Origin of the sequence: Sphingobacterium sp. UBA5996 (genome assembly GCF_002429765.1) — a bacterium.
GTDB lineage: Bacteria > Bacteroidota > Bacteroidia > Sphingobacteriales > Sphingobacteriaceae > Sphingobacterium.
Genome location: NZ_DJAS01000008.1, coordinates 245,916 through 271,857, shown reverse-complemented (window position 1 = coordinate 271,857; position 25,942 = coordinate 245,916). Strand labels below are relative to the sequence as shown.

At 38.9% G+C, this 25,942-nt stretch carries 20 protein-coding genes; 9 read left to right on the top strand and 11 right to left on the bottom strand.

Annotation, left to right across the window (positions count from 1 at the left end; genetic code table 11):
• Window positions 1-218: 218 nt before the first annotated feature.
• From B3E00_RS06315 to ettA, 3 genes are all read right to left on the bottom strand, one after another.
• On the bottom strand, window positions 219-1,286 hold the full coding sequence (locus B3E00_RS06315; protein ID WP_293882368.1) for a response regulator: 1,068 nt from the start codon (window positions 1,284-1,286) through the stop codon (window positions 219-221).
• Between the two features lie 68 nt (window positions 1,287-1,354).
• A complete protein-coding gene (locus B3E00_RS06310) occupies window positions 1,355-2,539 on the bottom strand; it encodes a PAS domain-containing sensor histidine kinase (protein ID WP_293886580.1) in 1,185 nt (394 codons plus the stop codon).
• 9 nt (window positions 2,540-2,548) lie between these two features.
• Complete coding sequence (gene ettA, locus B3E00_RS06305) at window positions 2,549-4,231, bottom strand: energy-dependent translational throttle protein EttA (RefSeq protein ID WP_209579133.1); 1,683 nt, start codon at window positions 4,229-4,231, stop codon at window positions 2,549-2,551.
• Between the two features lie 185 nt (window positions 4,232-4,416).
• Between ettA and B3E00_RS06300 the strand changes: the two genes are divergently transcribed.
• The gene (locus B3E00_RS06300) at window positions 4,417-6,942 is read left to right on the top strand and encodes an ATP-dependent Clp protease ATP-binding subunit (protein ID WP_293937695.1); all 2,526 of its coding nucleotides are present in this window, start codon (window positions 4,417-4,419) and stop codon (window positions 6,940-6,942) included.
• Window positions 6,943-7,079: 137 nt separating this feature from the next.
• Window positions 7,080-7,487, top strand: a complete 408-nt coding sequence (locus B3E00_RS06295; protein WP_293882375.1) for a hypothetical protein — start codon at window positions 7,080-7,082, stop codon at window positions 7,485-7,487.
• A 63-nt stretch (window positions 7,488-7,550) separates the two neighbouring features.
• On the opposite strand, the gene recN is transcribed toward B3E00_RS06295, so the two are convergent.
• Entirely contained in the window at window positions 7,551-9,212 is a 1,662-nt protein-coding gene (gene recN, locus B3E00_RS06290; protein ID WP_293937693.1) for a DNA repair protein RecN, read from the bottom strand.
• Between the two features lie 300 nt (window positions 9,213-9,512).
• Between recN and B3E00_RS06285 the strand changes: the two genes are divergently transcribed.
• Together B3E00_RS06285 and B3E00_RS06280 are read left to right on the top strand one after the other, a co-directional pair.
• Window positions 9,513-10,127: a sprT domain-containing protein gene (locus B3E00_RS06285; protein ID WP_293937691.1), complete on the top strand. Its 615-nt coding sequence runs from the start codon at window positions 9,513-9,515 to the stop codon at window positions 10,125-10,127.
• A gap of 67 nt (window positions 10,128-10,194) precedes the next feature.
• Window positions 10,195-10,608: a hypothetical protein gene (locus B3E00_RS06280; protein ID WP_209579128.1), complete on the top strand. Its 414-nt coding sequence runs from the start codon at window positions 10,195-10,197 to the stop codon at window positions 10,606-10,608.
• Window positions 10,609-10,780: 172 nt separating this feature from the next.
• Here B3E00_RS06280 and B3E00_RS06275 read toward each other — a convergent pair whose 3' ends face one another.
• The gene (locus tag B3E00_RS06275) at window positions 10,781-11,041 is read right to left on the bottom strand and encodes a hypothetical protein (protein ID WP_209579127.1); all 261 of its coding nucleotides are present in this window, start codon (window positions 11,039-11,041) and stop codon (window positions 10,781-10,783) included.
• 277 nt (window positions 11,042-11,318) lie between these two features.
• Here B3E00_RS06275 and B3E00_RS06270 point away from each other — a divergent pair, with 277 nt between their 5' ends.
• From B3E00_RS06270 to B3E00_RS06255, 4 genes are all read left to right on the top strand, one after another.
• Window positions 11,319-11,726, top strand: coding sequence for a hypothetical protein (locus tag B3E00_RS06270; protein WP_293937689.1), 408 nt, complete (start codon window positions 11,319-11,321; stop codon window positions 11,724-11,726).
• A gap of 120 nt (window positions 11,727-11,846) precedes the next feature.
• Window positions 11,847-12,722 carry a hypothetical protein gene (locus B3E00_RS06265; protein ID WP_293937687.1) on the top strand — a complete coding sequence of 292 codons (876 nt, stop codon included), beginning with the start codon at window positions 11,847-11,849 and terminating at the stop codon, window positions 12,720-12,722.
• 38 nt (window positions 12,723-12,760) lie between these two features.
• The gene (locus B3E00_RS06260; RefSeq protein WP_293937685.1) at window positions 12,761-14,029 is read left to right on the top strand and encodes a MutS-related protein; all 1,269 of its coding nucleotides are present in this window, start codon (window positions 12,761-12,763) and stop codon (window positions 14,027-14,029) included.
• Window positions 14,030-14,124: 95 nt separating this feature from the next.
• Entirely contained in the window at window positions 14,125-14,685 is a 561-nt protein-coding gene (locus tag B3E00_RS06255; protein ID WP_293937683.1) for a plasmid pRiA4b ORF-3 family protein, read from the top strand.
• Between the two features lie 37 nt (window positions 14,686-14,722).
• Here B3E00_RS06255 and B3E00_RS06250 read toward each other — a convergent pair whose 3' ends face one another.
• From B3E00_RS06250 to B3E00_RS06225, 6 genes are all read right to left on the bottom strand, one after another.
• A complete protein-coding gene (locus tag B3E00_RS06250) occupies window positions 14,723-15,193 on the bottom strand; it encodes a PDDEXK nuclease domain-containing protein (protein ID WP_293937681.1) in 471 nt (156 codons plus the stop codon).
• A gap of 2 nt (window positions 15,194-15,195) precedes the next feature.
• A complete protein-coding gene (locus B3E00_RS06245; protein ID WP_293937679.1) occupies window positions 15,196-15,735 on the bottom strand; it encodes a DUF1016 N-terminal domain-containing protein in 540 nt (179 codons plus the stop codon).
• Between the two features lie 162 nt (window positions 15,736-15,897).
• Window positions 15,898-18,078 (bottom strand): S41 family peptidase, encoded by a 2,181-nt coding sequence (locus B3E00_RS06240; RefSeq protein WP_293937677.1) that lies wholly within the window; start codon window positions 18,076-18,078, stop codon window positions 15,898-15,900.
• A gap of 170 nt (window positions 18,079-18,248) precedes the next feature.
• A complete protein-coding gene (locus B3E00_RS06235) occupies window positions 18,249-19,583 on the bottom strand; it encodes an SWIM zinc finger family protein (protein ID WP_209579120.1) in 1,335 nt (444 codons plus the stop codon).
• A 2-nt stretch (window positions 19,584-19,585) separates the two neighbouring features.
• Window positions 19,586-22,696 (bottom strand): DUF6493 family protein, encoded by a 3,111-nt coding sequence (locus B3E00_RS06230; RefSeq protein ID WP_209579119.1) that lies wholly within the window; start codon window positions 22,694-22,696, stop codon window positions 19,586-19,588.
• A 144-nt stretch (window positions 22,697-22,840) separates the two neighbouring features.
• Window positions 22,841-25,045, bottom strand: a complete 2,205-nt coding sequence (locus B3E00_RS06225; RefSeq protein ID WP_209579118.1) for a TlpA family protein disulfide reductase — start codon at window positions 25,043-25,045, stop codon at window positions 22,841-22,843.
• 323 nt (window positions 25,046-25,368) lie between these two features.
• On the opposite strand from B3E00_RS06225, the gene B3E00_RS06220 reads away from it, so the two are divergent.
• On the top strand, window positions 25,369-25,896 hold the full coding sequence (locus tag B3E00_RS06220; protein ID WP_209579117.1) for a hypothetical protein: 528 nt from the start codon (window positions 25,369-25,371) through the stop codon (window positions 25,894-25,896).
• Window positions 25,897-25,942 lie beyond the last annotated feature (46 nt).

The following is a 25,942-nucleotide window of genomic DNA, read 5'->3' as shown; positions in this document are numbered from 1 at the left end:
TTATCCTAAGAACAAAAGTAAATCATGCATAAGCGCAAAACCATGATACAGCACCACACCTTAAAATGATATTTATCACAATTTGCAAATGCCTCTGACTATAGGCGCTGGTTATAAAGCTTCATTCAGAGCAACGACCTGCCCTTTCAGAAAAAAGGCGTGTTCAGAAAAACTGAACACGCCTTTAAAATATTATTTTTAAATCTCCGTTTCTTTACCTACTGTTTCACATCTCGAAGGTTCCTGATCGAATTGATATATATTTTACCTTTCTCTTTCGATATCAATTTTTCTTCTTTAAAATCTGAAAGCATACGGGAAACTGTTTCATTTGCAGTGCCTGCGATTGACGCCAAACCATCCCTTGTCACATCTATCGAACACGTATTGACGGCATTGATATTGATACCACTTTTCTCGGCAACACTGAGTAGCGCATTGGCGACACGTTTACGAACAGAGTGATAGGCAAACCCGAGTAATTGCTCTTCCTTTTCACGTAAATCGACAGAAAGAAGCTTTATAAACTTACTGGCTATTGCTGGTTTTTTCCAAAGCAACTCCAAAAAACTATCTTTTGGGATCAGTACAATTTCGCTTGGTTCAACCGCTTCAGCATAGTCTTCGTAATTATCATTCAACAAGATAGAGGCATAACCAAAGTAATTTCCCTCAATAAAAATACCTGTAGACAGTTCTCTTCCATCTTTATATGACTTAAAGCTACGCACCTGACCAGATTTCACAAAATAGACATATGTTGGCGAATCATCTTTTTCATAAATAGATTGTTTTTTCTTCACTGTCTTTACACGTGAATTAACAATGAGCTCCTGCAGCAACAGGACTTGCTCTTCGGCGTTCAAACTAAAATCTCCCTCTTGAGGGATATCTGCCGCGAGCTGTTCATGTCTTTTAAGGCGTACATCTATAGCGTTCATCAATTCGACATCATCAAAAGGTTTCGTCAAATAATCGTCTGCTCCCATTTCCATCGCTTTACGCATATCTGCACGCTCCGCTTTTGCAGTTAAAAAAATGAATGGGATTTTAGCTGTACTTTCAATTTTACTTAGCATAAATAACACCCCATATCCATCCAGCTCGGGCATCATGATGTCGCAGAGAATCAAATCAGGAATATGCCTGGTCGCCAGGTCAACTCCAATACGTCCATTTTCGGCCGTAATGACATCATACCTACCTGTCAACTCCAATATTTCGGTAGTTCCCTCCCGGATGTCAATATTATCTTCAATAATTAGAATTGTCTTTTTATTTCTCATCTGCAATTAATTATTCTATCGTCTTTATGTTTGAAACGTTTATGCCTCGTTTTATTACCAACTCCACTTTACCTAAAACTCACCCGGAATGAGGTTCCCTTATGCACTTCAGACTCAAATTCCATCTGACCTTCCATGAGTTCTATATACCTTTTTACGATATTCAGTCCTAATCCGGTTCCCGGGATGTTACCTGTGTTATGTGCTCGAAAAAATGGCTCAAACAAATGAACCTGATCTTCTTCGGGTATTCCAATACCGTTGTCCTTTACTGATATTAAGCAACCTTCCTCGTCGATACACGTTGTAAACTCAATTAATGTATCCTCTCCTGAATATTTGATCGCATTGGAAATGAGGTTGACCAAAGCATTTTTCAACAAATTAGAGTCTAAGGTAAAGTGCCCGATTTCTCCGGTATGCTGATATACAATATGCTGATTTTTTTTACAGATCAACTGCATTTCTTCGGTGATTTCCTCAGCTAATTCGACCAAATTAATATACTGCTTATTTACCACAACAATACCAGTTTCGAGCTTTTCAAGGGAAAGAAAATCATTCAGAATACTGGTCAGCAATTGTACGGCCCCTTTGATCTTATTCGTATGTTTAATGATATTAACTTTATCATCCGGTCTTTCGGCATATTTTTCGATCAGAGAAGCCGACAGTTGAACGGAACTCAAAGGTGTTCGAAACTCATGCGAAGCCATTGACACAAAGCGAGATTTTAGCTGACTTAGTTCAATTTCTTTTTCCAGCGATTTAGAAACTTCTGCTTTGGCCTTTTCCAGTTCGGAAACTAAAGATATCAGATCACTCGTACGTTCGCTAACTTTATTCTCAAGTTCAACCGCATGCTGTCTAAGCATATCCTCGGCAGCTTTCTCACGCGTTAGGTCATGAATAAATCCAGTAAAGATATTTTTATCCTTCAACCAGACTTCACTGACAGCCAATCGGAATGGAAATGTTTCGCCATTCTTTTTAAGCCCCATCACTTCGCGCCCAATCCCAATAATTTTTTTGTGGCCGGTAGTCTGATAGTTATGAATATAGGTATCATGATTACCGCGATCTGGCTCGGGCATCAGCATGGAGACATTGTGGCCAATCACCTCGTCTGCCTGATATCCAAACAGTTCCAGGGCAGCAGGGTTAATGCTTTCTATATTTCCCCTGTTGTCTATGGTAATAATGCCATCAATTGCATGATCAATTATAGCAGCTAACAGCCTTCCGCTTTCCATGATTTTATATTACTTTACCAGTTTTTTGTATTTAATGCGGTGTGGTGTCACGTCACCGATACGTTTTTTCCGGTTTTCTTCATACTCGGTGTAGTTACCCTCAAAGAAATATACCTGTGAATCACCTTCAAAAGCGAGAATATGAGTACAAATACGATCCAGAAACCATCTATCGTGTGAAATCACTACCGCACAGCCGCCAAAGTTCTCTAATCCTTCCTCTAAGGCACGCAGTGTATTCACATCGATATCGTTCGTAGGCTCATCGAGCAAGAGTACATTGGATCCTTCTTTTAATGTGATCGCCAAATGTACACGATTCCTTTCCCCACCAGAGAGCACACCTACTTTCTTCTGCTGATCAGCACCATTAAAATTAAATTTCGAAACATAAGCTCTCGAATTCACGGGGCGGTTACCCAACATCATATTGTCGCTGCCTCCTGTAATATTTTCCCAAACTGATTTTTCAGGGTCGAGGTCGTGGTGCATTTGGTCCACATAGCCCAATTTCACTGTTTCTCCCACCTTGAAAGAACCCGTATCTGGCGTTTCCTGTCCTGTAATGAGGCGGAACAAGGTCGTTTTACCCGCTCCATTTGGTCCAATAATCCCAACAATACCCGCGGGCGGCAACATAAAACTTAAATTTTCAAATAAAATACGATCACCATAAGCTTTAGAGATATTCGTTGCCTCAATGACCGAGTTACCCAGACGTGGTCCTGGAGGAATAAACAATTCCAATTTTTCTTCACGTTCTTTGGTCTCTTCGGAGGCTAATTTTTCATAGTTATGCAATCTAGCTTTTGATTTGGCATGACGAGCTTTTGGTGCCATACGAACCCATTCAAGCTCACGTTCGAGCGTTTTTTGCCGTTTTGTTTCTTGTTTTTCCTCCTGCGCCAGACGTTTTGCTTTTTGATCTAGCCAAGAAGAATAATTTCCTTTCCAAGGAATTCCTTCGCCACGATCCAATTCAAGGATCCATCCGGCAACATTATCCAAGAAATAGCGGTCGTGGGTAACGGCAATAACAGTTCCTTTATATTGTTTTAAGTGTTGTTCTAACCAATCGATTGATTCCGCATCCAAGTGGTTGGTCGGCTCGTCCAGTAACAGCACATCCGGTTCCTGCAACAATAAACGACATAACGCTACACGTCTACGTTCACCACCTGACAAATTGACAATCTTCGCATCGGGTTCAGGACAACGTAAGGCATCCATAGCTCTTTCCAATTTTGAATCAATTTCCCAAGCGTTGGTGGCATCAATTTTATCTTGAAGTTCTCCTTGTCTCGTCAATAACCTGTCCATCTCATCGGCATTTTCATACACCTCTGGTAGGCCAAATTTCTCATTGATATCTTCGTATTCTTGTAATATTGCTGTAATTTCGGCAACACCTTCCTGTACCACTTCAAGCACAGTTTTTTCTAGATCCAATTGCGGCTCTTGTGCCAAATAACCCACAGAATACCCGGGGGAGAATACCACCTCGCCCTGATAAGATTTATCCAATCCAGCGATTATTTTCAATAGGGAAGATTTACCTGATCCGTTCAAACCAATCACGCCAATCTTGGCACCATAGAAAAAAGATAAATAGATATTTTTTAACACTTGTTTTTGAGGCGGATAGATTTTGTTGACACCCGCCATCGAAAAAATGATTTTCTCGTCTGACATAAAATTTAAAAAAATTCGAAAACTCTTGTTATATTAACATACAAATGTAATCTTTTATACTGACATTTTGGACGTATAACGGTCATGGCTTAATTGTTGATGACATTATTTAAAATAAATTTAAGGTTTAAAATGCAGAATTTACTACATTTATATATCCTTAATATAAAACAGAAAGGTATTCAATGGAAGCAAAATTTTCACCGCGCGTAAAGGATGTCATATCGTACAGTAGAGAGGAAGCTTTGAGATTGCGTCACGATTATATAGGAACAGAGCATTTATTGCTCGGTTTAATTCGTGAAGGCGATGGAATGGCGATAAAAATCCTTAAAAACATAGGCATTGACACGACAGCACTACGTCAATCTGTGGAAGACGCAGTGAAGGGAGCATCAGTTTCACGCGCTCCTATTGGCAACATGCCATTAACAAAACAGGCTGAAAAAGTTTTGAAGATTACTTATTTGGAGGCTAAAATATTCAAATCGGATATCATCGGAACGGAGCACCTATTATTGGCTATCTTACGAGATGAAGATAATATCGCTTCTCAGATTTTACAACAATACAATGTGACTTACGACATCTTCAAATCTGAAGTGGAGCAAAATAGAACCACCATTAAGGATGAGGCTCCGGGCTCTCCTACAGGCGATGATGATTTTGCTGAGGATGATCAGTATGTCCAACCTAAAAAGGTTTCGGATATCAAATCTAAAACTCCAGTATTGGACAACTTTGGCCGCGACTTGACCAAAGCTGCCGAAGAGGGTAAATTAGATCCTATTGTAGGTCGCGAAAAAGAAATTGAGCGTGTTTCTCAAATTTTATCCCGACGCAAAAAGAACAATCCCCTATTGATCGGTGAACCCGGAGTAGGTAAATCGGCGATTGCGGAAGGTCTTGCTCTTCGGATCGTTCAACGAAAGGTATCACGTGTATTATTCAACAAGCGGGTCGTCACATTGGATCTCGCATCCTTGGTTGCTGGCACAAAATATCGTGGTCAGTTTGAAGAGCGTATGAAAGCGGTCATGAACGAACTGGAAAAATCACCGGATGTCATTTTATTTATCGATGAGATTCACACGATAGTAGGTGCAGGTGGAGCTTCAGGATCGTTAGATGCTTCCAACATGTTTAAACCGGCTTTGGCAAGAGGCGAAATTCAATGTATCGGTGCAACAACATTAGACGAATACCGTCAATACATTGAAAAAGATGGTGCTTTGGACCGTCGTTTCCAACGCGTAACCATTGAGCCGGCTACACATGACGAAACGGTTGAGATATTGAACCGTATCAAAGAGAAATATGAAGATCACCACAATGTGACTTACACGCCCGAAGCTATTGAAGCCTGTGTATCGTTAACAACCCGTTATATTACGGATAGGTTTTTACCAGACAAGGCAATCGATGCTTTAGACGAAGCTGGCTCTCGTGTGCATTTGAATAACATACATGTACCACAATCTATTATCGACATTGAAAATAAAATTGAAGAGGTCAAATTAGAGAAAAACAAGGTTGTTCGGAGTCAAAAATACGAAGAGGCAGCGAAGTTGCGTGATACAGAAAAGAAATTGATCGAAGAGCTTGAGAAAGAGAAAATAGCTTGGGAAGAAGAAACAAAATCTAAACGTTATACTGTTTCAGAGGAAAATGTTGCTGAAGTAGTGGCGATGATGACCGGTATTCCTGTGCAACGTGTTAGTCAGTCTGACGGTCAGAAACTGTTGAATATGGCGGAGCTGATGAAGGGAAGAATTATTGGTCAGGATGATGCTGTAGGAAAATTGGTGAAAGCAATCCAACGTACACGTGCAGGCTTGAAAGATCCTAAAAAACCAATTGGCTCCTTTATCTTCTTAGGTCCTACTGGTGTTGGTAAAACAGAATTGGCTAAAGAATTAGCCCGCTTTATGTTCGATACGGAGGATGCGCTTATTCAAATCGACATGAGTGAATACATGGAGAAATTTGCAGTCTCCCGCTTAGTTGGAGCGCCTCCAGGATATGTTGGATATGAAGAAGGTGGACAATTAACGGAAAAGGTACGTCGTAAACCTTATGCAGTCGTCTTACTGGATGAGATTGAGAAAGCGCACCCCGATGTTTTTAACCTTTTGTTACAGGTATTGGACGAAGGCCAATTAACCGACAGCTTAGGCCGCAAAGTGGACTTTCGAAATACCATTATTATTATGACGTCTAATATTGGTGCACGCCAATTGAAGGAATTTGGTCAAGGTGTGGGTTTCACTACTGCTGCAAAGTCACAACAGTCGGATGCACATTCTCGTGGAGTAATTGAAACAGCTCTGAAAAGAGCCTTTGCTCCAGAATTCTTGAACCGTATTGATGATGTGATTGTATTTAACTCATTGACGAAGGAAAATATCTTCAAAATCATCGATATTGAATTGAAGTCATTATTCAAGCGTATCGCAGATTTAGGTTATACCATCAATTTGACGGATGAAGCAAAAGATTTCATTGCGGATAAAGGTTATGACAGTAATTTTGGAGCACGTCCATTAAAACGGGCAATACAAAAGTATTTGGAAGACCCAATTGCGGAAGAAATCCTAAAAGGAACTGTAAAAACTGGTTCGGTGTTGACGGTGAGCATTAATCCTGAAACGAAAGATATTGAGGTATCTAGTTCAGATTCTAAGTCTTCAAAAGATACTGCTGAGAAGTAAGCCATAGTCGTATCTAAAAATAATTTTATAAAAATGCACCTTTATGGTGCATTTTTTGTTATAAACAAAGTTGACGTTAAACTTTCGAACTATTTTATCGTCATATAATAAAAAATATCACAAATAACACACACAATATGAAAAGACTTTTATTCGCAGCATTACTTGGAACCGCAGCTTTGGTTTCATTTTCTTCTTGTAAGAAGGAGTATATCACACAAGAGGTGAACGTTTTAGACGGCACAAGTTACGTATTTCCTGTAAAATCGGCGGATTGGGATAGAGAAGGCAATAATACGTATAGAAAAGACATTCAGATCTCAGATCTTGATAAACGTTATTATGAAGACGGTCACGTAAGTGTAGCAATCAATGTGGATGCTACACCTGATCGGTATGTAGCGATCCCTTCTGAATTAAAGGGCTACAAGTTTTCGTACAACTATTCCATCGGCGTAGTACGTATATACGCTAATGGTCTAACAAGTCCACCCGAAAACATGATTGTTAAGGTCGTTCTAACTGACGCTACTATCGGAAACTAGTAAAAAATATGAAAATAACAATGCCTCAATAGTTAAATCCTTTTTGAGGCATTGTTGTATTCATTACCCCTTCAACAACAACTCCGCATGTTCCAGCGCAGCATCCGTTGGATTGGCTCCGCTGAGCATCTGTGCTATTTCAGTAACCCTACCCGCATTGTCTAATCGAACAATGTTGGATATTGTCCGATTGGCTTTATCTTCTTTGTACACTTTATAATGCGCAGCACCTTTAGCAGCAATCTGGGGTAAATGTGAAATAGCAATGACCTGCATATTCTCAGCTAAACTTTCCATTACTTCACCTACACGCAACGCCACCTCACCAGAGATCCCGGTATCGATTTCATCAAAAATAATAGTCGGCAGGGCAGAAGTTTTGGCAACTAAAGATTTTATGGCTAACATTACCCGTGAAAGCTCACCTCCAGAGGCCACTTTATGGATGAATTGCATTTCCTGCCCTTTATTGGCAGAGAACAAAAATTGGATAGCATCCATTCCGGATTCCCGCATCTCTCCTTCCTTTAAGAGCTCTAAATTAATTTGAAGACGTGCATTGGGCATTCCCACATTTGCTAAGGTAGCTTGCACTTCTTTTGCGATTAACGCCAACACTTTGCTCCTGCCTACTGATAGTTCCTTACCATTTTTCTGAGCAATGTTCAACTTAACGACTACCTCTTTTTCCAGCCGCTCCAATTGCTCATCAGAAGAATTTATGGCCATCAACTTGGACTCAAGCTCATCCCTCAGTCGAATAAGCTCCTCAACGGAGTCCATATGATGTTTCTTCTGTAATGAATAGAGTAAGCTCAGGCGCTCGTTAATTTCCAACAAAGTACCCTCGTCGATTTGTGTCTCTTCTTCAAGAGCACTTATCTCTGCGGCAACGTCCTTGAGCTCAATCCATGCGCTCTTTAACCGCGCAGCCAAATCTGCTGTTTCAGGAAGAAATGAAGTGATACCTTCCACTTGGCTCATAGCGTCCTTCAAACGGCTTAAAACAGCCGTATCATCATTTTCCAATAGCTGCGATGCACCGGTTAGCGCGCGCTTAATATCTTCTGCATTTTCCAATTGGCGCTGTTGTATTTCGAGCTGCCCCTGTTCATCGGACACCAATTGCGCTGCATCAAGTTCATCAAATTGGAACTGAAAATAATCTTGTTCTAATGCAGCCTTTTTTACCAGCTCCTTAAATTCTTCGAGTTCCTTTTTGGCTTTCTTATAAGCAAAGAAACTATCTCGATAATCTTGCTTTAATGAAAATGTGCCCGCGACACTGTCGACCACTAAAAATTGGAACTGTTCTGTATTGATCTGCAATGTTGCATGTTGAGAATGTACATCGATCAATTGTTCACCCAACTGCTTGAGAATAGTTAGGGTAACGGGAGAATCATTAATAAATGCTCGAGATTTACCATCGGGAGTGATTTCTCTTCGAATAATGGTATGATCTGCATAGTCTAGGTCATTTTCTTCGAAAAAATTGAGTAATTTATAGGAACCTATTTTAAATTCTCCCTCAATCACACACTTTTTCGTTGGATCGAAAAAGTACTTTCCCTCTACTCTATTTCCCAAAATTAACGATAGGGCTCCCATAATAATGGATTTACCAGCCCCAGTCTCCCCGGTAATCATATTCAAACCTTTATCGAACTGGATTTCCAACTCGTTTATAAGCGCATAATTTTTAATATGTAAGGTATCCAGCATATTTTTAAAGGTCTTATTACAGTTTGGAGGAAATACCTTTCCTCATCATTTTGCATGTTAACATGACTTTTTCTACAGGTAATTTACCTAAAAATCAGACGATTTCAATACATTTTATTAAAAACATAGCTCCTCTGATCTATTGACATATCGGCACGTAACATTTACAAATACTAAATACTAAAAATAATATCATTTTTCCAAATTTAAAACTACTTTTTTTAGTAAAACAATTCTATTTTTGACAAAAGAATGTCGACATGCGCTTTATTAACATGAATAAATTCCTATTTTTATGTCATGCAAGATTATAGTGCTACACTAAGAAAATACATGCCCGAAGAAGCTGCTCCAATCATTTCCAAGTGGATTAATCATACGCAGTGTTTATTTAAGATCTCTCGTTCCAGGAGTACCAAGCTAGGAGATTACCGCGCTCCGTATAAAGGAAGCCCGCACCGTATCTCGGTTAACCATGACTTAAACTCTTATTCATTTTTGATTACGACGATTCACGAATTTGCACATTTACAAACATGGAATAAACACCAGCATCGTGTCAAGCCACACGGTACGGAGTGGAAAAATAATTTTAAGGAACTAATGAGACCATTTCTTGAACTGAATATTTTCCCAACCGATATCAGCCAGGCGATTCAACACTATATGGAAAACCCGGCAGCATCGAGCTGCACAGACCTCCACCTGTTTCGTACCTTAAAGTTATATGACACCGTCAAAAGCAGCGCCCTTACGGTAGAATCCTTAGAGGATGGGCACTTCTTTAAATTAAAAAATGGGCGTTCATTTCAGCGTATTGAAAAGATAAGGAAACGTTATAAATGCATGGAATTGACCAGCAAGCGTATGTACCTATTCCATCCAATTGCGGAGGTATTTCTGTTGGAACAATGATTTTTAACAAATACATTCAATATATTTTTATCTTTGCTAACTTAGGAAATAATTAAAGAGAGCTTTTATGTTACATTTACACTCGACTATAGCAATTGTCTTATTGCTAGCCCTGGTGATATCGATCGTGATCACCCTATCAAACTATCTAGGCAACAAACCGTACAACCGTAAAATTGCTTTATTGGGTTTCATCGCATCGCATATTCAATTAGTGGTGGGATTGATTTTATTCTTTTATTTAAAGTACCCTTCGATGATCTCTGGTGCTGTAATGAAAGATCCTTCGTTACGATTTAAAATCATCGAACACCCATTGACCATGATTATTGCTATTGTATTGATCACCATTGGTTATTCTAAAGCTAAAAAGATTGAAAATGCAAAAAAAGCAAATCAAACCGTTTTGATTTTCTTCATCATCGGTTTAATCTTGATGCTTGCTCGTATTCCTTGGTCTACCTGGTCTCTTTTCGCTTAATAGCACGCGACACACGATATAAAAAAAACCTTCCAATTGGAAGGCTTTTTTTATATATGATAGTTGTATTTGACAATCCACCTGTATTGTTAACGTTCTAGATCATTCGCTTTATACGTCACAAAAAAAGCCTCAGTAAACTGAGGCTTTAGATATCTTCGCTGAGTAGTAATTAGTCACGGTTTTTTCCAAATCCCAAAATTCCGAACACGGTTTTGAAAGCGATAAGCGCGCCTACGATCATGGAGATGTTAGCTATCGCGGAAAACAAAAATGTTTGTTGACCCATAGACGTACAAACATCCGGTACAAAACGGATAAATGTACCTATTAAACCTAAAGCGATCGCTACTACCAATGTTTTGTAGTAATGTGTTTGATTCGCATTATTATCAGTTGTCTTTGGACCTCTTGGTTGTACAGTTTCTGCCATTTCAATTTCGATTTTATTCGATACAAATGTACAAAATATTCTATGTTTGAAAAATAAATTTGAAAAAAGCAGCGATCATCAATTATTCAGTATATTTCTGTTCATATTTTTCTTTTTTTCGCCTGTAATCATGCGGATGCTCTTTCGTAATATGATATCCACCACAGTGGATGTAACCGTACGTATAGCATTGCTTTGGCTTTCCTGCCCCACTGCCATATCGGTGCTTCCTTCGATTTTTTCCCCGTAGCCACTTATTATAGCGCCATTTTAACCAATGAATAGAAAAGCTTGCTTCGCTCCTACTATTCAAACGCACCTTTCCGGTTGCGCGACATTTACGTCGCTCAATCAAGCTATTGATTTCAAATTTTCCCATATCATTTATTCTGAAAAAGGAGAAGGCACACGCATCATATGGAAAAAGAAAAATGCGCCGAAAGGCAGCACCCGAAAAACTAACAGACCTCTGCTCGAACTTCTTAAAACTTGGATAGAACAAAGCTATTTTGACAGACAAGTTAATGCCTTGGAAATTTTCAAAAGGCTTAAAGCAGAATCAAGCATTAAATTTAGAGTTAGCGACATTGAAAAGTGCATGAAGATTCTATGTGGTAGCCGTCAAGCTCTACTGCAGAAAGATTCTATTGATGGAGTGCAGAGGTATTGGAAGGAAGAACTCTAAAAGAAGTGATGTGACAGTTCAATTTACAATACCATTTTATCGGCTAGAATTAAGCGAATTAAAATCATTTACTTTATTTTCTTATCAAAAAATTGTATTTTAATCATAAATTACAGCCCCATGAAACGCCTATATATCTTATTTAATTTGTTATTTTTATTTTCTATAACAGTGCCAGTAAAAGCAAGGATTTCCCAGCATAGAAACTATCCTAACCATTTAACTGATACACTTTCTGATGATATCCGAAAGTATATTACACAATTAGCTGTTTCGGAAGGCTTAGATAAAGGCTCCATTAAAATAAAAACTGATAGCTGGGGAGAGGTAACCGTTTCAGACAACTGGGGTAAAAGTATTAAATACAGCAAAGACCACTGGAACGGATATACAAAAACGGATAACAACGGACTTAAAACATCAGTAAAACAGGATCTTTCCGCCAATATAGTCGTAAAATATAACGAAGGAAAGGAAAAAACGGTCAGGAAAAATATAAGTGGAGATTTTGATATTCCAGATTGGAGTCCATCCACTAACTTCATAAATACCCTTGATAATTTGAAGATCCGTGACAGCCACGGCAACCTCACTACTATTTCAAAAAACATCTTCGGCGGTTTAGATATCAGTGATGCGAGTGGCAACCACGCCACTGTATCTAAAAATGTTATAGGTGGCTTAGACATTCATGACAGCCAAGGAAATAGTAGTCGTATATCAAAGGATGTTCTAGGAAACCTGACAATTGAAAATAACACGGGTAAAAGCACATCCATTATAACAGACATATTGGGCGGCAAAACAATTGAAGACAACAAAGGGAGCCGTGTTTCTGTAAGAAAGGATATATTTGGAAATTATGAAGCCAGCGATAACAATGGAAACCATGCGTCCATAAAAAAGGATATCTTTGGAATAGTAATTATGGATGATCCAAAAGGTATTTTGGAAACTGTAAAACTTCAGCTAATCGAAGATTTAATACAGGAGTAAAGTCAGCATAAACAATTTCAATAAACCTAAAAGCAATTATGAATGATACACAAGATTTATATTTATCAAAAGACATTTTACCCATATTTGATTATACATTAAACTCAGATAGTCATTCGGCGCTCGACAAACTTCTACAAAATCCATTATCATCTATCTCCCAAATCAACGATAGACAAACAATCCTAAAACAAATTATTTTGTCCATATCACGCGGGAATGACTACTATTACACTAAAATTGAGTATGCAGATTCACATAAGTTCTTATGTCATTTCCCACTAGAGTACCTAAAAAAAGTTGATTTTCTGGCTTACAAAGTCAAAAAACGTAAGAGCAACATCTTACTTGGCGAGTATGCGCAACTAATTAACTTCTTATCCAAGCTTGAAAATGATCTCACAGGAAATATTGAACTGAATGAATTTCCCCATAAATATCAAGAGGATCTTAGGTTTGTCATAAACTATCTCCACTCCTTCAAACTTCGACACTATATATCCAAAATCCGTAAAGGTACACTAGGCTATATTTCCATCCAGGAGCTAAACGCTATTGTTTCTGAAAACCGTAAAAATGGTGATACGCTTTTATTTTTTGAGAAACTAGCTCTTTTAGAAGCTTATTTTTCAATCGGGAAAGCAATTTATAAAAACAATTTTCAGTTCGCTACAATGAATGAATATTGTTTTCAACTCACAGAACTATATCACCCATTGCTATCTAATCCTGTAAAAAATGATATCGTTATAAACAACAATATAGTACTTATTACAGGTGCAAACATGTCCGGAAAATCAACACTGCTTAAATCCATCGGCTTATGCGTTTACTTGACTCATTTGGGATTAGCTATGCCTGCCAGCGCGGGAACCATTCCTTTTTATGATAATGTATCGATTCAAATTAATCACAGCGATGATCTAAAAAATGGTTATAGTCATTTTATGCAAGAAATTATCAAATTGAAAAACGTTGTTCATCAAGCGCATGAGGGTAAACGATGTTTCGCCATTTTCGACGAGCTATTTAAGGGGACCAACTATGAAGATGCATTGGTTATAAGTGTAAAAACGATCAAGGGTCTTCAAAAGTTTGCTACTTCTACATTCATTATCTCTACTCATATAATTGAATTACGGCAAAAAATTGCAGAAGCCAACGTCCAAGTGAGCCCAAACTATATAGACTGCAAGATTGTCGAAGAGACGCCAGCTTTTTCTTATGTATTGAAAACAGGATGGTCTAATCTGCAAATAGGTCAATTATTATTCAACAAAGAAGGACTAAATAGTCTTTTAGATTGACAAGAACATCCATTGATCGACAGAGAGTGAGGGATTACAAAAATTACAGCTATTATGAGTTGTTTTAATAGTGAAGAGGAATAAAATAAATACAGATGTTATTACAATTAAAAATACAGATTAAAGGGATAACAAAACCACCAGTGTGGCGAAAGTTATTAGTTCCCGATTATTTCACGTTTGATCGCTTACATCAAGTGATACAAGAAGCATTTGGTTGGCAAAACTATCACCTTTATCAGTTTTCGCCGAAAGGTTTTGGATCATATCCTGAGATTGCCATAATTGACGAAGAGTGGGACGAAGGAAATACCGAAGATGCCGAATTGCTAATATTGAAAGACATTTTAAATCAGCCAGAGCAAAAGTTCACCTACATCTATGATTTTGGTGATAGCTGGACACATCAAATTGTGGTCGAGGACATTCTAGACAAGCATGTATTAAAAGCGGAGTTACTGGAGGGAAAAGGTGCTTGCCCACCGGAAGATTGCGGAAGTACTTGGGGATATAAAAATGTAAAGGATGTCATGAAAGATATACACCATGAAGAACATGATGAGATGCGAACCTGGCTCGGCTTAGAAAAAGGTGAAAAATGGGATCCGAACTACTTTGATCTCCAAGCTGCAAAGAAGAAAGTAGCAGCGGTATAGTGTTGCATTTTAAAAATATATAATGCTCGTTGTAAATTTACTCATCGCCAACCTTACTCACAAAACTTTCCAGTTCTTTGTTCACCTCATCCAGCAACTGTTGCTCTGTAGGTAAGTAAAGCTCATATTGACTGGCAACAATTTGTTTTTGGTCTTCGGGAAGGGTAAATTTCGCAACCGCATCGTTTTTACTCGCACAGATTAAAATGCCGATCGTGGGATGTTCATATGGAAGCCTTTCAATGCTATCATAGTAATTGACATAAATCTGCAATTGACCAATGTCCTGATGGGTTAATTTGTGAGTCTTGATCTCAATGATCACAAAACTTTGCAATAGACGGTTGTAAAAGACCAGATCAACAAAAAACTCATCACCTTCTATATGGATGCGTTTTTGTCTGGCCACGAAGGAGAAGCCATTCCCTAATTCGAGAAGGAATTCTTGAAGATGAACAATAATGGCGCCTTCAAGATCTTTTTCATAATAAGCGCTTTCCCGTTTCAACCCTAAAACTCCAGTACCATTGGATCTTTGATAATTTCCTTGGCATCAGAAGGCATCTTTTCCTTTTTGGCTACAGCCAATACACTTTCCTTATCGTTACTAAGCAGCAGGCGTTCATATAGACTGGTATTGATCTGCCGCTCAAGCTGGCGGACTGTCCAATTATTCTTTATGGTTTCGGCAATATAAAACTCCCGTTGTTCCTCGCTATTAAGACTTAAAAGCAGCTTATACTGGCTCCAACTCAATTGCGTCCACAGTGTAGACACAATTGGAAATGTGCGATAAAATTGGCGGCACCAATTTAGCTGTCTATACGAAAAACCACTACCAAACTCAGGCTGCAACTCCGCTGAAAGATATTTTATGATGTATTTCCCATAGTCCGCTCTATCCTTACCTTCCTGCTCCTGTTCAAAAATACGTTGGCCGATATGCCAGTACATCAACGTACGCTGATGGTCGACAGCACGAATGGCATTGTCTTTGGACTGGGAAATAATCGCTTTTATATCGGATACTAAAGTTTGATCTGTTAACATAATTGCCTGTTTAATTGGTACGACTTCTGTAAGTAACAATACAAAGGTAGCTAAACCTTATTAAAATACTAAATATTTTAGTATTTATTTTAAAACAAATCACCTTATGTTATCCGACTTTAAGTCCTCACCTCTCCGCAACGATCAATCGTAAGACCAAACTCATTTATTTAAATACTCCAATGCTTTTTCCATCACCTCATCCTTACCTTCGCGAATCCCCTTTATACTCGGCTTGACAATTTCATCAATTTTAATACCGACACGCTGAGTTTCACGCTGATCAGGGTAATATACACCCAGTCCCGAAAGCATTGTCCTTTGATTACCTGGTAAATCAATGGAACTGACATTGCCATCAGCACCTGCAGTTTGAGATCCAAAAACCTTCACATTGCCAGCTGCCTGATAAGCCATCACATGATATTCCGCAGAACTCTGCGTATCCTCATTGACCAGAATAGCCACTTTACCCTGATAACAATCATTGGCATTCTCCCCAACTTGTAATGGGCTGCTCATTACAAAAGTTCCAGGATATTGAAGACTCGTACTGGTAAAACGAACGAAATCAGTAGGCTTGGTCAACAACAAGGGTGTAAGCTTGAACACTAAAAAATCACCGGGATAATTGCGGTCATCAATCACAATACCTTTTACCTTACTCCAGTTTAACCTATTATCTGTAATCATTTTACCACGCAGTAAACTATGATTAATATATAGAATATTATTATCCAGCATCTTAAAAGCCACAGTATCTTTTGGCGCAGGTTTAATTTGGCTAGCAGACATCGCAACAATATTTACTGTAATAGGCTCGCCATCACGCAATATTTCACAGGGTACAAGCTCGCTATTGCTTGTCACAAGCTTTCTTGCCAGATCACGGTTGGCCACAGCTTCATTCGGTGTGCTCATATAAGCCCATAGTGAATCTCTGATTTCTTCAATCTTTTTATGTTCCTTACTGATAAGCACATCTCCTATTCGCAGTTTATCTCCGAATATCTCAGGATCAAGGATTTTAGTTACCACGGCTTTTCCCTCTATTATTCGGATCTCTATTGGCATACGGTACTTGCCATAATAATTTATCAGCCCTTTAGGCGTGCTCCAAAGTCCGGTATGTGCATCTTTTACTTGGGATATCATCTTGAGAAGTGAAAGTCCATAAGATCGATCATCCCGACTAAGGATCATTTCGGGCACAGCGGCTTTTAAAACCGCTTCCCATTTCGGATCCGTCAGGTGTTTATAAGGAGAAAAATACTCGATCATATTCCAGAAGCGAAAAAGCGTCAACAAACGAAATCCTACGTCCGCTGATAATACATTGTCATATTTTTTTTCATTCTTGAAAAGGACATTGCCGATACCTTCAACAAAACCAAAATAATGGTGTTGATCAAAACTACTGTAACGAATACGCTTCAGTTTATCTTTAAGAGCATCATTAAATAGAAGCTCATCGATCCAGCTATAATCTATTTCGTGAACGACGTTTTCAAGCAGTGGCTTGGCATAATTGACCGTTGTGCCGAGACTGTCTAACAGCGCAGCATAATGTGCCTCAACAGATTTATTATCTTTTGCCATAATAACAGCATTTATAGACTTAAATAACTGTTGATCCCAATCATACTTCCCTTGCGCTATCGCCGGATGCCTATATTTCAGAAAACCCCATATTCGTCCCAGATCCACTAAGCGTTGATCAATCTTGGGCGTACTATTAAAGTCAGATATCCCCGAACTTGCAGGTTCACTGATTTCTTTCGCAAATGGCACAAACATTCCCGCTTCCTTGGTAATATCCTTACCATCTACAGTAATGAGCACATCATCAACCCACATCTTACCTTCTCCAGAAAGAAAAAACGCAATGGAGATCCCTTCCGTCTGGTTTGGCACCAATTTAGTTTTCAGCTTAATATTTTCCCAGTTTTTTGTCCCATTCATTTGGCGGTTAGCCATATTATCGAAAAAGATTTCGGGATCTATCCGTAACATCATCGACGCATAAGACCCCGCGATGATGTTCTCGCGCTTAATCATCGCAGACACTTCAATGGAATCGCCCTTTAAATTTGATGGTAACCACATCATAATTCCTCCGAAAGCGCTGTTCTTTTTTAGACTTTCAATCCGAAGCGCTCCTTTTGCACTATAATATGTATTTTGGTCTATACTACTTTTAAAAACCGTCGTATCGCCTATCTTGAACCATGGAGCATTAATCGGTTGATCAAATGAAAAGTTAAAATTTTGTTGACTAAAGACAGGAGTGGCTACTGCTGTTAGAAAAACAATAAGGAAAATAAATAGGCTGTTAGATTTCATAATTGAAAATTTTCCTTAAATTAATCAATTAATGAATTATTAACAAAACCTTTCTAACTTTTGCACGACACTATTTTTCTATTTTCCTTGCGACATTTTTAGATGTTCAGTTCGTAATGTATTTTGCATCATGTTTTACCATAAAGGGGAAAAACATGATGCGCTCTTCGCTACCCATTCAGCATCTTTACCGCGAGTATATGTTTACATAGCCCCCTCTTTCCCTGATGATTAGTAAACCAGTTACAGGTACATTGAAACTTATCGCCCTGTATAATGACAGTATGTTGCACACCGGATCCATCCACTCTCGCCTCGATATAATCCGTTGTATTCTTGACAAACTGTACACCTGCTGTCGCAACAAGTTTTTTCGCATTTTTTAACCGCGGATTCAACGCTAAAATACGTTCCATCTTAAAAGGCAATCGTCTATAATAATGCTGATGACTATGTAAATCATAACCTAACAACCCGATGGAAGATAATGAAGCAGAGAGCGTATCCATCGTATCGAAGTCGACATCATGCTCAATGGAAAGCATTGTTGGGTCGAATAGCTCGTTGGATTTAAGCAATCCATTCACGGCGTGAACCCATTCATCAGGAACGGCCTTAATCATATTTTCCAACACATTACCTTCACCCGAGAATCCGCGATAGCTATCCGGTGACAAAGCCAGAGTCAGTCTCATTTTACCAAAGTCGGCAACAAAAGCCGCGCTCTCACCTCCTTTTTCCTGATAAACAAGTAACCTGTCGGCATAGGTCACCAACCCCTCCAATAGGCGCAATCGCTGAATACCACCAATACGTACCGCATCGCCTGTACTTATGGGTGAAAAGACAAATCGGTTAGCCCTTTTCGTCAAATAGAACTCCCCTTTCACATTCCCTTTGGGAATGCCCTGAAATAATTGGATAAGCTGAATTTTATTTAATTCAAACTGAAGCTCCATACCCGCCAGATATAATTGAACGGAAGTCAGCCCTTTGATCCAGCGTGGTGGCAAACTTACTTTCTTCTCAGTCACTTTGGCTTTATCAGTACGAATAGAAACCTCATTGCTTCCTACTCCCAACACCATCTTTTCGGTCTTCTTGACAGCGTTTAATGCATTGAGCATCGGTTCATTGAAATCTACATTGGTTGTACCACTGGTAATAAACTCACCATCAATAGCATCTTCCAATAAATCTAAACGTGCGTAAACACCGTTACAGGAAGAAAATCCCTCGAAACGAATCTGGTTTGTACCAGCTGAAACGATAGGATCCCGTAAACTCGGAGGTACGGGTCCAAAACTCGATCGCACAACTTTCGACAAGGTCAACAAACATTTAGAAGTCAACAGAGGATCCGTCAAACTCCCCCAAAAGAAACAAGGCACGTTGGCGACTTCTGTCAATTCGGACTGATGAGCTAATACTAATTGCTGAATACCCGATTGGTGGGTCAGTTGTGAATTTCTTGCATAGCTAATCGCTATATCTTGCTCGGCCATATTTATTGTCTTATTTTTTTCAAAATGGGTTGTAAACTCTTGTATATCTCTAGCTTCCCAAAAACCTCTTGCAGTTCAGCTGAAAAACTGTATTGTTCCTTATTCATCAAATCGTAATAGTATTCGATGAGCTTTTTAAAATTCGTGGGCATCTTTTCGGCAATGTTATAATGAATAAAAGCCATCTCCAGCAACTGCAATAACGCATTGTTATGCTTCGAAGATATATCGCGACATTGCTCCAGAACTTCCACGCATCGCCCAATTGGCCCATAGCCGTTACCGAGCAGCAGTCCCAGTTGCACACCTAATTCCGCGGTGTCCAATCTATTTTCGTTAATTGCAGCCAAAATGACTTCAACCGCCATCGCACGCACTTCTTTCTCTTTATTGAAAAACGAAGTTGCCAGATACAGATTGGACTGTTGATCAAAGCGGAAAAAATCGTACAACATCTCCTGCAGATAAGCTGCTGAAGATTTTCCGCCAATATCACTTTTACCATTCAATCCCACCGTTAAGAACATGGAAAGACTTTCTGTATTCTGCGGCATTAAGCTATGCATAAAAGGGACATCCGCCCTATACAAATAATAAGCCAACAGCGTATCATTGCCACGATTAAAAAGATCTTTATGATACAAAAAAGTCTCAGCTCCGTGTTTGAAAGACGGAAAATAATACGTCAGCTTATCACCATTGTATACCTTTTCCGATTTTTTAGTCGTGTAATTGTAACCGTTATAATACGTTGGTTCTATTTGCAATACCGGACGAAATGGCTCCGCAGCAAAGGGGATGTCTGCCAAAGGCTCTTTGGTAAATTCTTCAAAATAAGTATCGCGATGATGCGTACGGGCCACGGTTGCCCATACGCCAATCCAGCTTGCCTGATCGGAATCTTTGAAAGACAATAAATTCTTCAGCCAGGATTGTTGATATAGTTTCATCGAATCCAGGCCTAGGGCATAACTGATCACATCTTGGAATTGCTGTTCCTTAATTTGCTTTATCAGTACTTCGATACCCTCTAAATCTTCACGAACTGTACGGCTTAGCGCAATGGATAAGTCCAATAAATTAATTTTCACGTCTGCTTCCTGATAAGCCAAAATGCGCTGCACGAGTATGGAGGGTGCAATCCAAAACGGCTTATGCGTCGGCAGACTCAACAGCGGTAAGCAGATGCCATCAATCCGATAACGTTGCAGTAACTCCAATTGGCTGCCCATCAAACTCACCCATTTGGAGTAATTGTGGTATCGATCTTTATCTTTATATACTACAGTCGGCTTATAATACATATTTATAAAGGCGCCTGAAAAATGGTTGTACCAAGATGATTCACGATAAGATCCTGTTAGCTGCTTAATGTAAGGCTCCAATTGTATCTGATAGTCGGGGGGAAAAACGGCCGTCTGTTGCACCCAGGCATTCATTAGTATTTCCACCTGAATAGGATCCGAGCCTCCGATGACCTCTCCCACCTTGAAAAACAATTCGTTCCAGGTCTGCGGATATTCATAAGCTTCGTTCAGGCAACGAAATTCTGTCGGCTGATAGACATATCGTTCGGCGGAACGGCCGCTCAGCTCAGCCAAGATTTCAGCTTCTGAATAACCCTCTTTTTGAAAAAGATGCTTTAGGTCAACCGCTATTGTTCCCATCATTTGCGTTTGATATAATTGAAGCTTGTCAGATAACGCTTCCAAAGGCTCATGCTGATTTTTTAAGATAAACTTACTTGCCCTTTCCTGCAACTGTAGGTCCGAAATCATAAATAGATCTGCAGCCAGTAAAACAAATCGTTCGCGCCACGCTGGCTTTTGCTTCAATAGCTTATCAAATTGAATCAAAAGGGTCTTCAGGCTTGACTTAACATCGCTCCGCATAAAGATACATTCTGCCCAATCCAAAAACTCCTGTAAATGAAAATCCTTATGCGAGAGGAATGGCTTCAGATAATCAACTACAAAATTGATCACGGCACTAGATTCAGCATGCAATAAGGAAAAGAATTTTTGCTGGTATTCGATCACTTTATCTTCAGAAAGCTTCATCCGTTCAATAAGCTTTCTGAAATAGCTTTTGAGATTAATATTCCAGTTTTTGGTTTGAGCTTCAAGCGCTCCGGTGATGATAAGTTCTGGATCAATTTTCCCATTGGCCAATAATGTGTCGAACACCTTATCCCATAAGAGTTCATTGACGGCATGCTGATAATCATAATTCCAATAGGCATTTTGAATCCCTGTTTCGTAAGCAAACACCAATGGAATATCTCTTTGGATTGTCAATTCATCGGTGGTGAGTTGTTCAAAAAACCTTTTTGATTCATAATGATTAAAACCAGAAATGGAGCTTGCATAGAGCTCTGGTTCAAAATCGATATGTCCCATTTGCTCCAGTAAGCGAAGATTATCATATGTAATGCGTTGCCAATCATTTTTACGAACTAACTGCAATAAATAACCGCCCAACCAATTGGGTTTGGCATAGTTTAGGATTTGCATCACGTCATGGCTCTTCGCTTGATTTAAAAGCTCATGAAAAATATCCCAGCTACCCGCATCTGAGCCGGAAAATGTGGCCAGAGCCAGCAACTTCACCGCTCGTTGCTGTGTCTTCGTACCTCGTATACCCCAGTTGTATTGGGCTTTACTTTTAAATTCAGGATCTTTGGAGAGATCACTATAATCAACCCAGTAGCGCTTGGCAGCACGAATTTCTTTTTTTAAAACTTCGAGGTTGCCACTAGCGTATTCTTCCAAAAATGGGATGATATTTTCAATCCTTGCCTCTTTGATAAGTAGTCTCAGTGACTCTACCGCTTCTTCTTTCCGTCGGCTAGCAACCGAAAGCGGTCGAACAGCTGAATCTTTTTCACTACGATCGACGCCTAAAGTACCGTCTTCAGAATAGCCTTTTTTTATCTTCTCAGCAATTAGCTTTTCGGCATCCTTTAGACAGGCTGCTTCCGAGTCGAATGTTTTACTTTTACTTTGTCCGGCCGTTCCGTTTCGACCGTAGGTTACGGTATGTCTTACTCCAGTTGTTTGAATTTTCCAAAATTTATCTGATGTGCCGTCTATATACTTTAAATGCTTTAACATTATTTCTAGCTATAATATCAATTAATTCCCTTTCTGTTTAAATATAACGAAAGTAGCACAAAAAAAAGTATATGAAAAGGTCAATGACTAGCTATTCATTTCATAGGGATTAGATAAAAACATTATAAAATAGCGAGAACTATGTTAAAAAAACGCTATTTCTTCTAACAACTGCTGCCAGTCAAAACCAAATGGCATCGCTATCAACTTCCCCTCCGGTGTTAGAATATACTTGCTCGGATAACCCTGCACATTAAAATCTCGTTCCACCCGATTGTCCGACATGAGTACGGGTATCGTATAATTGTTTTTGGCAATAAAATTTTTCACTTTATCTTCTGTATCACTACACGCAATACTGACAAAACCAATTCTTTGCGACCTTTCTTTATTTATCCTGAGCTGGTCATAAAAATCATTGAGTTTCGGCATTTCTGCAACACATGGTCCACACCAGGTACCCCAAAAATCCACCAATGTCCATTTACCTTTCAAATCATCATTTGTTGTTTGACCATTTTGTAAGTTCTTTAAAATAAAATTAGGGGCTTCCGGTAACTGCGAAACAACTTTTTGCATAAAAAATTCGCTAAACTTCTGATCTGAATAGTAATGTTGATAAAAATCACGTAGGCCCCTGTAGCTTGTTCCCTGCACAGTCAAAAACTCTTTAATGTATTTTGATAAGGCAACATCCTTCTGGCCCGTCGAAGCCAGTTCGGTCAGATAATCTTCCGAATAGTTGTTTTTAGCCTTTAAAAAGTTCGTATCGTAATAAGAATCATAGGCAATTTCAGCATCTTTTTTTGGAGAATATAGTGCAGCTTTCTCCAAATAGGCCAAGGCCTCTCTTCTATCATTTTTATGAACTAATTGGTAAGCAAAATAATAGGCGGTGGCAAGATGCGCCCGTGTTATATGTCTATCCTTAGTTTGATCCGTATCATAAAGTGTTGTTAATTTTGCAATGATATCATTTAACATTTGCCTGCTAAACACCTCATCAATCGGCACCATCCGCTGATATATCATCAAAGCATACCGCCCGGCATTTCCATTGGTCCAATAATCAGCATTCAATCCCATCAGCTCATTAAATAGGTTCCGAGATTGTGGTAGATCGTTGTCCAGATCCTCGATTCGTTGCCACAATACCATAGGATAGATGTATTGTTTTTCCAATTCGGAAAAGCCATTCAATAATAGTTCGATCTGTTCACTAGCAGATAGGTATTCCTTCGAAGGTGCATACCCTTGGTACAAACTATTCTGTATCCAGTTATATTTCTTTTCCTTGTCCAGCAAAGGAATCAAAGCCATAAATTTGTCCTTCGATAGCTCGCCTCTATAAAGCAGATTAGAGAGATGGTGTGTTCCTGCCAACAAATTTACTGGTGTATTTTTCAACGTTAAGTCGTATTGTTTATCGTCTTTAATCTGTTGAAGTAGATTTAACTTTTTCTGCACAAAAAACTTATCATTGGGAAAAATAGCATCGTATTTCTTGATGTACTCCACTACTTTCACACTATCGACTGCGCCATCGGTCAATAATTTCTTGCTCACAAAACTGCTTGATAATAGCATTTCGGCATATGTTTCGTCGTAAGTAGGATGCATAATGGTCTCCAATTGCTGTATGTTTGTTGTACTTAAGACAGGGCGATTATCAAACGTATAGGTTTGTCGTTGATTTAGACTGATAAGTTTACAGCCTTTCTTAGCAATCACAAGCTCCCCTTCCAACTGTTTGGAAGTATCTTTGAAGGTTAAATATACTTTCTGCTTATCGCTTTTTGTCATGCTATACCTTTTACTGTCCACCAATTGTGACTCAACTTGGAGTCTTTTCAAGAAATCTTTGTTTATATAGGCATGATTTAGCTCTTGGCTTAACGCAGCCCCCACACCAGCCATATTGTTAGCTACCATTGCAGCGACATCGTCTGTTAGCTCCCAATGCTGGGCTTTTACCCGAATCTCCTTCTTGAGCGAAGTCGTATCGACAATCGTCTGCTCGCCTTGAAAATTAAAATAAATAGGTTGATGCAATTGCATTAAAACATCAGCCAACATGCTCGAATACAAAACATTAAGGCTACTATCTGGGTATAAACTCGAAAAGATGAATTGTCTTTCCGGATCTGTATACGTGATGGCTTTCGTATTTATTTCCAACGGAAAAGCTTGCTTCGATAATGTCTTATTGGAAGACACGGTCACATAAGTCGATTTGGAGTTTGCTAGCTTATTTCCTAGGAATAGCTCTTGTTTTATAAGATAACTTTCATTTTTTTGGCCGAAACACACAGCGTTCACCAAAACAAAAAATAATAATATACTCCTCATTGACAACAGTTTATATGGTTAGCGTCAAAATTAGTAAAATTTAATTGAACACAAGATTATTTAAGTAAAAAATGCAAATGGTCTGAGCCTCTCTGGCTCCTCCATTATCTTGTTGCCGTAAAAGGAGACTGAGTACGACTAAAAAGTGTCGGTATATCGGAAACTTTAAACATTTCCAAAAGAAAATTAAAATACCTAAAATTGCAGTCTTAATTCAAAGAAATTGGATAAAGCTTGTTGATCCCTGCCGACGTTCCAGGCGATCTTGACACTAGGAGAATAAATTCAGCGTGGGTCAATGTAGACTTGTATAAAATAAAAAAATGAAAAAGATTATATTTTTTCTATTAATGATACCTTTTTGGGCTGCTGCTCAAGAGCAAAATATCCAAAACTTTATCGTCAAAGAAAATCTTTCAAAAAACGGAAAGTTAGCAGTTATTGCATTGGATTCCTTGGGAAATACCAACGAGACCATCAATGGCAATTACTTATTTACGATCAATGGTTTCTCTCAGCCTTTACAGTTTCACGATGGTGTTGCTGTCCCAAATCAGAAAATTGAGTCATCAACATTCGTTTTCTTTAGCCATAAAAACCAGCAAACATCTAAAGGGCGCCTATTTTACATCTACAAGAGTGATAGCGGCCTTTCTCCATTTGCCATTAGTGGATTGATGTTTTTAGTTATTCCTGCTATCGTACTAGGAATCGCTTATATGTTTAAAAAAGTGATTATGACAGCCATTGCGCTTGCCATTGTTTTCTTTTTATTCAATCATTCCCAGGGGTTAGATTTAGGCAAAATTTTCGAATCCATTTTTTCAAGTCTCAAAAATCTTATTGGTTAGCGCCAAGGTCTACCTAGATTTCGTATCAATGAAAGCAAGTCAAAAT